The following is a 12,428-nucleotide window of genomic DNA, read 5'->3' as shown; positions in this document are numbered from 1 at the left end:
GATGGAAATGTTCGCGGAATATGGTCACGCAGTTGCCTCGGTGGTGATTTTCACACTTGTGGTGCTGTTCATGGCGCCCTTCAGCGCCTTGGCGAAGCAGAACAAAGGATTGGCTCCGGGTGCGACCCCGGATCAGGATTATAGCGATACGGCCTACCGCTTGAACCGGGCCTATCTGAACGGGACTGAGACGCTGCCCGCTTATCTGACGGTCACAGCGGCAGCCATTTTGATGGGTGTCAGCCCGTTTTGGGTCAACCTGTTGGCTTCCATCGCGCTGGTTGCGCGTTTGGTTATGCTAATCGTTCACTTACGAGGCATTGGTAAGCCAAATGCTGGCCTGCGTTCAGTTCTTTATGTTGTTGCTTGGGCCTGCATGTTCGTGATGGGTCTTATGGCAGTGGTGGCGGCTTTTTGATGTTGGCTCGGGGGAAATATCGAATGTTCGGGCGTAAATGCGTTGCCGGCCGCGTATCCATGCTGGGCGGAATTATTGCGTTGTCGGTTGTTTCCGCGTGCGGAGGAGTCACATCGTCCAGTGATCGCGTCCTCTTTGACGGTAAGTATTTTCGGGCCAAGGCAAAGCCCGTCGATAAAAAGAAGATGCCGACCGAGTTCACCGTGGTTGTTAATGGGGTTTCGGCCTCGTTGGATGGTGCGCGTGAAGCAGGGCGGTATGAGGGAACAAGATTTTGCATTAAGAATTTTGGTTCTTCCAGCATCGCGTGGAAGGTCGGCCCGGATACCGAACCTCAGAACTTGCGCATCAGCGACGACAAACTGACCTTTGCAGGGGCGTGCCAGCGACCATGACGCGCATGCCCGCATATCACTCTGTGACAAAGGGGTTGTTATTGCATAGCCCCCTGGCTGCCGATCGTCTTGGGTTTCCCAAGAAGAAAGGAATTGTCATGTCCGGAGTGAAAATGCTGGCGTTGCTGTCTGTTCTGAACCTGCCAAGCATTGCTGAAGCGAAACCGCCCTTGCGCGAAGTCAAAGAGATCGACAACGAACTCTATTACATCGCCATTGCAAATGAGATTTCGGAGTATTGCCCCTCGATAAGTGGGCGGCGTCTAAAAGCGATCGGTGTGTTGTGGGGATTGAAGTCGCAAGCGAACAAGCTGGGGTACTCGGATGATGAAATCCGGGCCTATGTGGATTCGGATACCGAAAAGGACCGGATGCGCGCCAAGGGCGAGGCTTATCTGGCCCAGCACGGTGTCACTTACAACAACCCCAATTCCTTCTGCACGCTGGGACGGGCAGAGATTGAAAGAAACAGCGCCATTGGCGTGTATTTGAGGGCGAACTAGACGATGTCTGACCTCCGAAAGATCAATATCGACGGGCAGGAAATCGAAGTCGATGGTGCGATGACCCTGATCCAGGCTTGTGAGCAAGCCGGGGTCGAGGTACCGCGCTTCTGTTATCACGAGCGTTTGTCGATCGCTGGGAACTGCCGGATGTGTCTGGTTGAGGTCGTGGGCGGCCCGCCGAAGCCCGCCGCATCCTGCGCGATGCAGGTCCGCGATCTGCGCCCGGGGCCCGAGGGGCAAGCACCGGAGGTCAAGACGAACTCACCCATGGTCAAAAAGGCCCGCGAAGGGGTGATGGAGTTTCTGCTGATCAACCATCCCTTGGACTGCCCGATCTGCGATCAGGGCGGAGAGTGTGATCTGCAGGATCAGGCGATGGCATATGGTCTGTCCGGCTCGCGCTTCAAAGAAGCCAAGCGCGCGGTTGATGATCTGGATCTGGGGCCGTTGGTTGGGACGGCAATGACCCGCTGCATCAGTTGCACCCGTTGCGTTCGGTTCACGACCGAGGTCGCCGGGATCACTCAGATGGGTCAGACCGGACGGGGTGAAGATGCCGAGATCACCTCGTATCTGAACCAGACGTTGGATTCAAACCTGCAAGGCAACATCATCGACCTGTGCCCGGTGGGGGCGCTGACCTCGAAACCTTACGCCTTTACGGCCCGCCCTTGGGAGCTGACCAAGACCGAGAGCGTCGACGTTATGGATGCCTTGGGTTCGAACGTTCGCGTGGACACAAAGGGGCGCGAGGTCATGCGTTTCCTGCCGCGTAACCATGACGGCGTGAATGAGGAATGGATCAGCGACAAGACACGCTTTGTTTGGGACGGTCTGCGTCGTCAGCGATTGGACAAGCCATACGTTCGTGAAAACGGCAAGCTGCGCCCGGCCTCTTGGCCCGAGGCCCTGACCAAAGCCGCCGAGGCGCTGAAGGGGGCTGAAAAGTCAGCGGGTATCGTGGGTGATCTGGCCCCGGTCGAAGCGGCCTTTGCGTTGAAACAACTGATCGAGGGGCAGGGCGGTGTCGTCGAATGCCGTACGGATGGGGCCAAGCTGCCTGCGGGCAACCGCGGGGCCTATGCCGGGACTGCCGCGATCGAAGATATCGACACGGCCGAGCGTATTCTGCTGATCGGTACCAACCCGCGTGAGGAAGCTCCGGTTCTGAATGCGCGTATCCGCAAGGCTTGGGCGCACGGGGCCGAGGTGGCTCTGGTCGGTCCGGCCGTCAATTTGACCTATGCATATCATCACATGGGCGATGACCGCGCGGCGCTGCAAAAAGTTGTCGACATGGGCGGTGACGATGAGATCAAGGGCAAGGCTTCTCTGGTTATTGTCGGTCAGGGCGCACTGCAAGAGGCTGATGGCACCGCTGTTCTGGCCGCTGCCCAAGCCATTGCTGGGAATACAGAAAGCGGCCTGATCGTTCTGCATACCGCAGCCTCGCGTGTGGGTGCGATGGACGTGGATGCGACCAACGAAGGTGGCATGGATGCCGTAAGCGCGGCGGACGTGATTTATAATCTGGGTGCGGATGAGGTCGAGATTGGCGAAGGTGCCTTTGTCATCTATCAGGGCAGCCATGGAGACCGCGGTGCACACCGTGCAGACGTGATCCTGCCCGGCGCCGCCTATACCGAGGAAAACGGTCTGTTCGTGAACACCGAAGGCCGCCCACAATTGGCCATGCGCGCGGGATTTGCACCAGGCGAAGCCAAGGAAAACTGGGCGATCCTGCGGGCCCTGTCGGCCGAGCTGGGCGCAAAGCTGCCCTACGACTCGCTGGCGCAACTACGCAGCGCACTGATCGAGGCGGTGCCGCATCTGGCACGTATTGACGAAGTGATCGAAAACGAAGCGCAATCGGTAGGGGAAGGCCCGCTGGGCACAGCCACTTTCCGCAACGCAATCAAAGACTTCTACCTGACCAACCCGATTGCCCGAGCCTCGCAACTGATGGCCGAACTGTCGGCGCAAGCCCAGGCACGCAATGCTAAAAAGATCGCGGCGGAATGAGCCGGACCTGTTTCATATCACGTTTGGGTGCCTGCAATGCGGTGGGTATGGAAATGCGTGTGAGACGCAACAATAAGGGTGGCGTAAGTGCAGCGGATGCTGTTTACACCAACGCGCCGACCCAGACGCAGTTTGCGCAGGCACATGGCCTTCGCAGCGCGCGTGGAAAACGGAATACCCACGGTGTGAGGACCAATGGCTGAATTCTTTAACACCCCAGGCGGAATAGCCATCATCATTCTGGCGCAAGTGCTTGCAGTCGTTGCCTTTGTGATGATCTCGCTGTTGTTCCTCGTCTACGGCGACCGCAAGATCTGGGCCGCTGTCCAGATGCGCCGCGGCCCCAACGTGGTGGGCGTCTATGGCCTACTGCAATCGGTGGCGGATGCGCTGAAATACGTGGTGAAAGAGGTGGTCATACCCGCCGGGGCCGACCGCACGGTTTTCATGCTCGCACCACTGACCAGCTTTGTTCTGGCGATGATCGCCTGGGCGGTAATCCCGTTTAATGATGGCTGGGTGCTGTCGGATATCAATGTCGCCATCCTGTATGTTTTCGCTGTGTCCTCGTTGGAAGTTTATGGCGTGATTATGGGGGGTTGGGCGTCTAACTCAAAGTACCCGTTCCTCGGCTCTCTGCGCTCTGCCGCGCAGATGATCTCTTACGAGGTTTCGATTGGCCTGATCATTATCGGCGTGATCATCTCGACTGGATCGATGAATTTCGGTGAGATTGTACACGCACAGGATGGCCGTTTTGGCTTCTTTAGCTGGTATTGGCTGCCACATTTCCCGATGGTCTTCCTGTTCTTCATCTCGGCGCTGGCGGAAACCAACCGCCCACCGTTCGATTTGCCCGAAGCGGAATCGGAATTGGTCGCAGGTTATCAGGTGGAATACTCGGCCACGCCGTTCCTTCTGTTTATGGCCGGTGAGTATATCGCGATCTTCCTGATGTGCGCCCTGACCACGCTGCTGTTCTTCGGTGGCTGGCTGTCGCCGATCCCGGGCCTGCCGGATGGCGTGCTGTGGATGGTCGCCAAGATGGCGTTCTTCTTCTTCCTCTTCGCGATGGTCAAGGCAATCACACCGCGCTACCGCTATGACCAATTGATGCGGCTGGGTTGGAAAGTCTTCCTGCCGTTTTCGTTGGCGTGGGTGGTGTTCGTGGCCTTTGCGGCAAAATTCGACTGGTTCTGGGGCGCGTTCGCTCGTTGGAGCGTAGGAGGCTGATCATGACGCAAATCGACTATACCCGCGCTGCCAAGTACTTTTTGCTGCAGGACTTCTGGGTCGGCATGAAACTGGGGCTGAAGTATTTTTTCGCGCCGAAAGCTACTGTGAACTACCCGCACGAAAAGGGGCCTCTGTCGCCGCGTTTCCGCGGTGAGCACGCCCTGCGTCGCTACCCGAACGGTGAAGAACGCTGCATCGCCTGCAAACTGTGTGAGGCGATCTGCCCGGCGCAGGCGATCACCATCGACGCCGAGCCGCGTGCAGACGGCAGCCGCCGCACCACGCGGTACGACATCGACATGACCAAGTGCATCTATTGCGGCTTCTGCCAAGAGGCCTGTCCGGTCGATGCCATCGTCGAAGGCCCGAACTTCGAATTCGCCACCGAAACCCGTGAAGAGCTGTTCTACGACAAGCAGAAACTGCTCGACAACGGTGAACGCTGGGAAGCCGAGATCGCCCGCAATCTGGAAATGGACGCGCCGTATAGGTGATCGGAGATAAGATGAATAGTGCAACTGAAAATATGCAGTATCAAGTTACTGGTCTTCCGGCCCTTCTGATCTTTTTGGCATTTGGTTTTTTTGCCTTTGGGCTTCCGTCGATGAAAATCGCTAGGCGCACAGGCTCGTCGCCGTGGCTGGCACTCTTGATGTCGATACCCTTCGTCAACATCGTAGTAATTTGGGTTTTTGCATATTCTCCTTGGCCGGGTGTGGATGGGACGGTGAATAATGAATGACACGCCGACTAATCCGTTTGAGCTGATGATGAAGCAGGCTCAGGACATGGCAAAGGCGATGAACCCGGCGATGGAGAGTTTCTCGCCCAAAGGGTTCGAGGCGCTGTGGCCGACCATGCCCAAAGAGGTCATGGAGATGATGTTCGGCAACACCGTCAACAAGGACGGGCTGGATGCCAAAACCCGCCTGCTGTTGACGCTGGCCGGGCTGACCTGTCAGGGCGCGCAAGCGGACTCGGCTGTGCGTCAGACCGTGCGCCACGCGCTGGAAGCCGGGGCCAAGAAACAAGAGATCGTGGAAACGATCGGTCAGATGTCGGTCTTTGCCGGCATCCCGGCCATGACCCGCGCGCTGGACTTGGCGCAAGAGGTCATGGGCGACAACAAGGATGAGGATCAATGACCGTCTTTGCCTTCTATCTGTTTGCCATCAGCGCCATCACCGGCGGGCTGTTCACGGTGATCAGCCGCCAGCCGGTACACTCGGTGCTGTGGCTGATCCTGTCCTTCCTGTCCGCGGCGGGGCTGTTCGTGCTGCTGGGGGCCGAGTTCGTGGCGATGCTGCTGATCATCGTCTATGTCGGCGCGGTCGCGGTGCTGTTCCTGTTCGTGGTGATGATGCTGGATGTGGACTTTGCCGAACTCAAAGCCGAGATGGCCCGTTATATGCCGCTGGCCTTGCTGATCGGTCTGGTCATCCTGATGCAGTTCGTCATGGCCTTTGGCGCATGGGACAGCGCGCAGGGTGCGGCAGCCAATCTGGCGCAGCCGGTCCCCACGGACCGCCACAACACTGAGGCGCTGGGTGTCATTCTTTACGATCAATACTTCCTTTTGTTCCAACTGGCGGGTCTGATCCTGTTGGTGGCCATGATCGGCGCCATCGTGCTGACCCTGCGCCACCGCCAGGACATCAAGCGTCAGGACATCGTTGGCCAGATGATGCGCGACCCGGCCAAGGCGATGGAGTTGAAGGACGTGAAACCGGGGCAGGGGTTGTGAGACGAGTTTCGAAGCATATCCCTGCGATCTGTTTCGCTTGGGTTGCGTCAAGCAGCGCTTCCTATGCTTGTTCGTCGGCCTCAATGGCGGGCATCCTGATGGAAACGGGTACAGAGTATCATTGGGAAGTACTCGACAAGATCCGCAACCAAGAAGGTGGCGAAGGCATATTTCCAATTGTCCGTGGGCAATACTGTAGTTTTGCCTTTGCCGGCGAATACGATGATTACTTTGGAACACCGGTCAGCAAAGTCAAATCAGGCTTTCTAGTGCAAACGGTTCACAGGCTAGATGCATGTAGTCCTGAAACCAACTTGGTGATCACTGATTGCGAGAATGTGCAGGCTATCCTACTGCTTGGCAAAGGACCTTATCCAGAAGAAGGCCAACCTCATGTCGCAGGATTTACGCCAAGCCTTATTGGGCACCATCTTGCACCCGACGGCCCGTTAGAAATTTCTGAATTCGACAACTTGAATGATCTACGCGTCCAAGCGTCGGAGATTGAGCTTCGTTCCTACGACGAAAGCGAATTCGACAATTTCTACGAGCACCGTTTGGATGGCGACACGATAGACGCATTTTGCGGCTGCAAACTCTACTACCCCGACTCGCCAGGAGCGAAGCTATGATCGGACTTGAACACTATCTTACGGTCGCGGCGACGCTGTTCGTCATCGGCATCTTCGGTCTCTTCCTGAACCGCAAGAACGTCATCATCCTGCTGATGAGCATCGAGTTGATGCTGCTGGCGGTAAATATCAACCTCGTGGCGTTTTCCAGCTTCCTCGGCGATCTGGTCGGGCAGGTGTTTACGCTGTTTGTGCTGACCGTTGCGGCGGCCGAGGCGGCGATTGGTCTGGCCATTCTGGTCTGTTTCTTCCGCAACCGCGGCACCATCGCGGTTGAAGACGTCAATATGATGAAGGGGTAAGAGAACATGGAAACCACCATCCTCTTTGCCCCGCTGGTGGGCGCGCTGCTCTGCGGGTTCGGCTGGAGATTTATTGGCGAGAAGGCCGCGATGTGGACGGCCACCGGCTTGCTGTTCCTGGCCTGCCTGCTGTCTTGGATCGTATTCTTTACGTTTGACGGGGTGACCCAGCAGGTCGAGATCATGCGCTGGATCGAAAGCGGCTCGCTGTCGACAAGCTGGGCCGTGCGTCTGGACCGTTTGACCGCGATCATGCTGATCGTGGTGACGACAGTGTCGGCGCTCGTACATCTGTATTCCTTCGGCTACATGGATCACGATCCGCAGTGGCGCGAGGGCGAGAGCTATAAGCCGCGCTTCTTCGCCTATCTGTCGTTCTTTACCTTCGCCATGCTGATGCTGGTGACGGCGGACAATCTGGTTCAGATGTTCTTTGGCTGGGAAGGCGTGGGTGTCGCGTCATACCTGCTGATCGGCTTCTATTACCGTAAACCTTCGGCGAACGCCGCTGCTATCAAGGCCTTCGTGGTGAACCGGGTCGGCGATTTTGGCTTTGCTCTGGGCATTTTTGCGCTGTTCTTCCTGACCGACAGCATCAACTTCTCAGACATCTTTGCCTCGGCACCGCAGTTGGCGGAAACGCAACTGCACTTCCTGTGGGGTGAGTGGACCGCCATCGAGGTGATCTGCGTCCTGCTGTTCATCGGTGCGATGGGTAAATCGGCGCAATTGATCCTGCACACTTGGTTGCCGGATGCGATGGAAGGCCCGACACCTGTGTCGGCGCTGATCCACGCCGCGACCATGGTTACTGCGGGTGTGTTCCTGGTGTGCCGCATGTCGCCGCTGATGGAGTTTGCGCCGGGCGCGACCGGTTTCATCACCGTGCTGGGAGCCTCGACCGCGTTTTTCGCCGCGACTGTGGGTCTGGTGCAGACCGACATCAAGCGCGTCATCGCTTATTCGACCTGTTCGCAACTGGGCTACATGTTCGTGGCTGCTGGTGTGGGCATGTATTCGGCGGCGATGTTCCACCTGTTCACGCACGCTTTCTTCAAGGCGCTTCTGTTCCTTGGCGCCGGTTCAGTGATCAACGCGATGCATCACGAGCAAGAGATGACCGAGTACGGCGGCCTGCGAAAGAAAATCCCCTATACCTTCTGGGCGATGATGATCGGCACGCTGGCCATCACCGGTGTTGGCATTCCGCTGACGACTATCGGTTTTGCAGGGTTCCTGTCCAAGGATGCCATCATCGAGAGCGCCTATGCAGGCGGGTCGGCCTATGGCTTCTGGCTGTTGGTAATCGCAGCTGCGTTCACCGCGTTTTACAGCTGGCGTCTGATCTTTCTTACTTTCTACGGCACGCCGCGTGGCGATCAGCATACGCACGACCACGCACATGAAAGCCCGATGACCATGCTGGTGCCTTTGGGCGTGCTATCCTTGGGTGCGGTCTTTGCCGGGATGATCTGGTACGGCAATTTCTTTGGCCACGCGGACAAGGTCGGCAAGTTCTATGGCATTCCGGTGGCTGAGGCGTCGGAGCATGCTGAGGCGGGCGATCATGGCACAGTGGACTCACATGCGGATGATGCACACGCTGATGAGGGGCATGCCGATGACGCTCAAGCCGATGATGGCCACGGCGAGAAGGATGCGCATGGTGGGGACCACCACTATGTCTTCGCAGGTGAACCGGGCGAGGGCGCGATCTATATCGCGCCGGACAACCACATTCTGGACGATGCCCATGCAGCTCCGAAATGGGTAAAGGTTTCACCGTTTGTCGCGATGGTGCTGGGTTTTGTCATGGCCTATTGGTTCTATATCGTGAACCCGTCCCTGCCGGGGCGTTTGGCACAGAACCAGCGGCCGCTTTACCTGTTCCTTCTGAACAAGTGGTACTTTGACGAGATCTACGATGCGATCTTTGTCAAGCCCACCGTTGCGCTTGGTCGATTCCTGTGGAAACGCGGTGACGGCAACACCATTGACGGCTTCCTGAACGGGGTTTCGATGGGCGTCATTCCCTTCTTCACCCGCCTCGCAGGCAAGGCGCAGACGGGCTACATCTTTACTTACGCCTTCTGGATGGTTCTGGGTATCGCAGCCCTGGTCACCTGGATGTCGATCGGCGGAGGCGCACACTAATGGATAATATCCTCTCGATCGTCACCTTCATCCCCGCAGTGGCGGCAGGCATTCTGGCCCTGTTCCTGCATGGTGAGGACGCGGCTGCGCAGCGCAACGCGAAATGGGTTGCGTTGGTGGCGACCACGGTGACCTTCCTTGTCTCGATCGGTATTTATACGGGCTTTGATCCGTCCAATACCGGCTTTCAGATGGTGGAAGAGGCCGAGTGGCTGCTGGGCCTGAAATACAAGATGGGCGTGGATGGTATCAGCGTTCTGTTCGTTCTGCTGACGACCTTCATCATGCCGCTCACCATTCTGGCCAGCTGGCAGGTCACCGACCGCGTCAAGGAATACATGATCGCGTTCCTGCTGCTGGAAACGCTAATGCTGGGCGTGTTCATGGCGCTGGATCTAGTGCTGTTCTACCTGTTCTTCGAAGCGGGCCTGATCCCGATGTTCCTGATCATCGGCATCTGGGGTGGCGCGAACCGTATTTATGCGAGCTTCAAGTTCTTCCTCTATACCTTCCTCGGCTCGGTGCTGATGCTGGTGGCGATGGTTGCAATGTATGCGGATGCGGGCACCACCGATATCGAAGCACTCATGACCCATCACTTCTCGTCTGAGGGGTTCAGCGTGCTGGGTGTCTACATCGTCGGCGGTATGCAGACGTTGATGTTCCTGGCCTTCTTCGCATCCTTCGCCGTGAAAATGCCGATGTGGCCCGTGCACACCTGGTTGCCTGACGCGCACGTTCAGGCGCCAACTGCGGGCTCGGTCGTGCTGGCGGCGATCCTGCTGAAGATGGGTGGTTACGGTTTCCTGCGATTCAGCCTGCCTATGTTCCCGGTGGGATCGGCAGTAATGACTGATCTAGTGCTTTGGATGTCGGCAATTGCCGTTGTCTACACCTCGCTGGTGGCGCTGGTGCAGGAGGACATGAAAAAGCTGATCGCCTATTCCTCGGTCGCGCATATGGGCTTTGTGACCATGGGCATCTTTGCTGCGAACCAGCAGGGGATCGACGGCGCGATCTTCCAGATGCTCAGCCACGGGTTTATCTCGGCAGCGCTCTTCCTGTGTGTCGGCGTGATTTATGACCGGATGCACACACGTGACATCGATGCCTATGGCGGTCTGGTCATTCGCATGCCCGCCTATGCGCTGGTCTTCATGCTGTTCACTATGGCCAACGTGGGCTTGCCGGGTACCTCCGGGTTTATTGGCGAATTCCTGACGCTGATGGGCGCGTTCCAGGTCAATACCTGGGTAACTGCTGTGGCTGCATCCGGCGTGATCTTCTCAGCCGCTTATGCGCTGTGGCTATACCGCCGGGTGGTGTTTGGCGATTTGATCAAGGAAAGCCTCAAGGCGATGACGGATATGAGCTCGCGCGAGCGGTTGATCTTTGCGCCGCTGATCGTGATGACCATCCTGCTGGGCGTTTATCCTTCGCTTGTGACCGACGTGATCGGCAATTCGACCGCCGCGCTGATTTCGAACTATGACACGGCTCTGGCCGCGGCAGAGGCCGCGACCCAGACGGCCGCCTCGCATTAAGGGAGCTTTGGAGACATGATCCAGGCTGATCTGACAATAATCCTGCCGGAAATCATTCTGGCCGTGTATGCGATGGCCGCCTTGATCGGGGCCGTTTACACGACGAAAGACGCGCTGGCGCCGGTATTGGTGTGGACGACTGCGGGGCTGATGGCGCTGCTGTCCTTCTGGATTGCGACAAATGGCGATGGAACCAACGTGGCCTTCAACGGCATGTTCGTCGATGACGGGTTCTCGCGCTTTGCCAAGATTGCAATCCTGCTGTCTGCCGCCGCCGTGCTGGTCATGAGCCAGGAATATATGGCGCGTCGTGATCTGCTGCGGTTTGAATACCCTTTGCTGGTGGCCCTGGCTGCCGTGGGTATGATGATGATGGTAAGCGCGGGCGATCTCATGTCCCTGTATATGGGGCTGGAGCTGCAATCGCTGTCGCTGTACGTCGTAGCCGCACTGCGTCGTGACAGCGCCAAATCGACGGAAGCCGGTCTGAAGTACTTCGTGCTTGGCGCGCTCAGCTCGGGGCTGCTGCTGTATGGTGCATCGTTGGTTTACGGCTTTACCGGCACCACGCTGTTCTCAGGCATCATCCAGACAGTTCACCACGATGACGTTTCGGTTGGTTTGCTGTTCGGTCTGATCTTCCTGATCTCGGGTCTTGCCTTCAAGGTTTCGGCCGTGCCGTTCCATATGTGGACACCGGATGTGTACGAGGGGTCGCCTACACCAATCACCGCCTTCTTTGCCACGGCACCGAAAGTAGCGGCGATGGCGCTGTTTGCCCGCCTGATGCATGACGCTTTTGGTGGCGTAGTGAAGGACTGGCAGCAGGTAATCGTGCTGCTCTCGGTCCTGTCGATGCTGTTGGGTGCGGTTGCCGCGATTGGCCAGCGCAACATCAAACGACTGATGGCGTTCTCGTCGATCGCTCATATGGGCTATGCGCTGATCGGTTTGGCGGCGGGTACCGAAATGGGCATCAAGGCGATGCTGATGTATCTGGCGATTTATGTGACCATGAATATCGGCACCTTTGCCTTCATCCTGATGATGGAGCGTGATGGAAAACCTGTCACCGATATTGATGCTCTGCGTCAGTTTGCCAAACGCGATCCGGGTAAGGCCCTGGCAGTTTTGATCCTGATGTTTAGCCTCGCCGGCGTTCCGCCCATGCTGGGCTTTTTCGCCAAGTTTGGCGTATGGCAGGCAGGTATCAGCGCGGGTCTAACCGGATTGGTGATCGTGTCAGCCATCGCATCGGTGATCGGTGCGTTCTATTACCTGCGGATCGTGTTCTACATGTATTTCGGGGCCGAGAACGAAGACCCGATCGAAACCCATTCCACCCCAGTTCTGTGGGTCGCGTTGATGGGGTCGGCGGCGCTGATGCTGGTCGGCGTATTCTATCAGTTCGGCATCGAGGGCGCAGCTGCAGCTGCGGCGGCGACGCTTGTCAACTGACGTGCTTAACATCCAAC

General features: G+C 57.5%; 14 protein-coding genes. All 14 read left to right on the top strand.

Annotated features, from left to right (window positions below):
* Position 1: 1 nt before the first annotated feature.
* The 14 genes from ACR0DT_RS07005 to nuoN all read left to right on the top strand — a co-directional run bounded on the left by ACR0DT_RS07005 (position 2) and on the right by nuoN (position 12,411).
* On the top strand, positions 2 to 418 hold the full coding sequence (locus ACR0DT_RS07005) for an MAPEG family protein (protein ID WP_480710020.1): 417 nt from the start codon (positions 2 to 4) through the stop codon (positions 416 to 418).
* Between the two features lie 23 nt (positions 419 to 441).
* Positions 442 to 813 carry a hypothetical protein gene (locus ACR0DT_RS07000; protein WP_480710019.1) on the top strand — a complete coding sequence of 124 codons (372 nt, stop codon included), beginning with the start codon at positions 442 to 444 and terminating at the stop codon, positions 811 to 813.
* Positions 814 to 911: 98 nt separating this feature from the next.
* Entirely contained in the window at positions 912 to 1,316 is a 405-nt protein-coding gene (locus ACR0DT_RS06995) for a DUF5333 domain-containing protein (protein WP_480710018.1), read from the top strand.
* A gap of 3 nt (positions 1,317 to 1,319) precedes the next feature.
* On the top strand, positions 1,320 to 3,341 hold the full coding sequence (gene nuoG, locus ACR0DT_RS06990; protein WP_480710017.1) for an NADH-quinone oxidoreductase subunit NuoG: 2,022 nt from the start codon (positions 1,320 to 1,322) through the stop codon (positions 3,339 to 3,341).
* A 195-nt stretch (positions 3,342 to 3,536) separates the two neighbouring features.
* A complete protein-coding gene (gene nuoH / locus ACR0DT_RS06985; protein ID WP_480710016.1) occupies positions 3,537 to 4,574 on the top strand; it encodes an NADH-quinone oxidoreductase subunit NuoH in 1,038 nt (345 codons plus the stop codon).
* 2 nt (positions 4,575 to 4,576) lie between these two features.
* Positions 4,577 to 5,071, top strand: a complete 495-nt coding sequence (nuoI, locus tag ACR0DT_RS06980; RefSeq protein WP_480710015.1) for an NADH-quinone oxidoreductase subunit NuoI — start codon at positions 4,577 to 4,579, stop codon at positions 5,069 to 5,071.
* Positions 5,072 to 5,082: 11 nt separating this feature from the next.
* The gene (locus ACR0DT_RS06975; RefSeq protein ID WP_480710014.1) at positions 5,083 to 5,319 is read left to right on the top strand and encodes a hypothetical protein; all 237 of its coding nucleotides are present in this window, start codon (positions 5,083 to 5,085) and stop codon (positions 5,317 to 5,319) included.
* Entirely contained in the window at positions 5,312 to 5,722 is a 411-nt protein-coding gene (locus ACR0DT_RS06970) for a carboxymuconolactone decarboxylase family protein (RefSeq protein ID WP_480710013.1), read from the top strand. The genes ACR0DT_RS06975 and ACR0DT_RS06970 overlap by 8 nt, the downstream gene beginning before the upstream one ends.
* Entirely contained in the window at positions 5,719 to 6,321 is a 603-nt protein-coding gene (locus ACR0DT_RS06965) for an NADH-quinone oxidoreductase subunit J (RefSeq protein WP_170713795.1), read from the top strand. The genes ACR0DT_RS06970 and ACR0DT_RS06965 overlap by 4 nt, the downstream gene beginning before the upstream one ends.
* Before the next feature lie 83 nt (positions 6,322 to 6,404).
* On the top strand, positions 6,405 to 6,953 hold the full coding sequence (locus ACR0DT_RS06960) for a hypothetical protein (protein ID WP_480710012.1): 549 nt from the start codon (positions 6,405 to 6,407) through the stop codon (positions 6,951 to 6,953).
* On the top strand, positions 6,950 to 7,255 hold the full coding sequence (gene nuoK / locus ACR0DT_RS06955) for an NADH-quinone oxidoreductase subunit NuoK (RefSeq protein ID WP_005984024.1): 306 nt from the start codon (positions 6,950 to 6,952) through the stop codon (positions 7,253 to 7,255). The genes ACR0DT_RS06960 and nuoK overlap by 4 nt, the downstream gene beginning before the upstream one ends.
* A 6-nt stretch (positions 7,256 to 7,261) precedes the next feature.
* Entirely contained in the window at positions 7,262 to 9,409 is a 2,148-nt protein-coding gene (gene nuoL / locus ACR0DT_RS06950) for an NADH-quinone oxidoreductase subunit L (protein WP_480710011.1), read from the top strand.
* Complete coding sequence (locus tag ACR0DT_RS06945; protein WP_480710010.1) at positions 9,409 to 10,953, top strand: NADH-quinone oxidoreductase subunit M; 1,545 nt, start codon at positions 9,409 to 9,411, stop codon at positions 10,951 to 10,953. Before nuoL ends, ACR0DT_RS06945 begins: the two co-directional genes overlap by 1 nt.
* A gap of 15 nt (positions 10,954 to 10,968) precedes the next feature.
* Positions 10,969 to 12,411, top strand: coding sequence for an NADH-quinone oxidoreductase subunit NuoN (nuoN, locus tag ACR0DT_RS06940; RefSeq protein ID WP_480710009.1), 1,443 nt, complete (start codon positions 10,969 to 10,971; stop codon positions 12,409 to 12,411).
* Positions 12,412 to 12,428: the final 17 nt, after the last annotated feature.

This window comes from Ruegeria sp. BI11 (assembly GCF_056538005.1).
The sequence above is the reverse complement of the archived record's forward strand: the minus strand, read 5'-3'. Positions and strand labels throughout refer to the sequence as shown.

Excerpts from the sequence above, each read along its gene's own strand:
- ACR0DT_RS06965 (WP_170713795.1), top strand. The coding sequence starts at position 5,719 with ATGACCGTCTTTGCCTTCTATCTGTTTGCCATCAGCGCCATCACCGGC.
- ACR0DT_RS06960 (WP_480710012.1), top strand. The coding sequence starts at position 6,405 with ATGGCGGGCATCCTGATGGAAACGGGTACAGAGTATCATTGGGAAGTA.
- ACR0DT_RS07000 (WP_480710019.1), top strand. The coding sequence starts at position 442 with ATGTTCGGGCGTAAATGCGTTGCCGGCCGCGTATCCATGCTGGGCGGA.
- nuoH (WP_480710016.1), top strand. The coding sequence starts at position 3,537 with ATGGCTGAATTCTTTAACACCCCAGGCGGAATAGCCATCATCATTCTG.
- ACR0DT_RS06970 (WP_480710013.1), top strand. The coding sequence starts at position 5,312 with ATGAATGACACGCCGACTAATCCGTTTGAGCTGATGATGAAGCAGGCT.
- nuoI (WP_480710015.1), top strand. The coding sequence starts at position 4,577 with ATGACGCAAATCGACTATACCCGCGCTGCCAAGTACTTTTTGCTGCAG.
- ACR0DT_RS06995 (WP_480710018.1), top strand. The coding sequence starts at position 912 with ATGTCCGGAGTGAAAATGCTGGCGTTGCTGTCTGTTCTGAACCTGCCA.
- nuoK (WP_005984024.1), top strand. The coding sequence starts at position 6,950 with ATGATCGGACTTGAACACTATCTTACGGTCGCGGCGACGCTGTTCGTC.
- ACR0DT_RS06975 (WP_480710014.1), top strand. The coding sequence starts at position 5,083 with ATGAATAGTGCAACTGAAAATATGCAGTATCAAGTTACTGGTCTTCCG.
- ACR0DT_RS07005 (WP_480710020.1), top strand. The coding sequence starts at position 2 with ATGGAAATGTTCGCGGAATATGGTCACGCAGTTGCCTCGGTGGTGATT.
- nuoG (WP_480710017.1), top strand. The coding sequence starts at position 1,320 with ATGTCTGACCTCCGAAAGATCAATATCGACGGGCAGGAAATCGAAGTC.
- nuoL (WP_480710011.1), top strand. The coding sequence starts at position 7,262 with ATGGAAACCACCATCCTCTTTGCCCCGCTGGTGGGCGCGCTGCTCTGC.
- nuoN (WP_480710009.1), top strand. The coding sequence starts at position 10,969 with ATGATCCAGGCTGATCTGACAATAATCCTGCCGGAAATCATTCTGGCC.
- ACR0DT_RS06945 (WP_480710010.1), top strand. The coding sequence starts at position 9,409 with ATGGATAATATCCTCTCGATCGTCACCTTCATCCCCGCAGTGGCGGCA.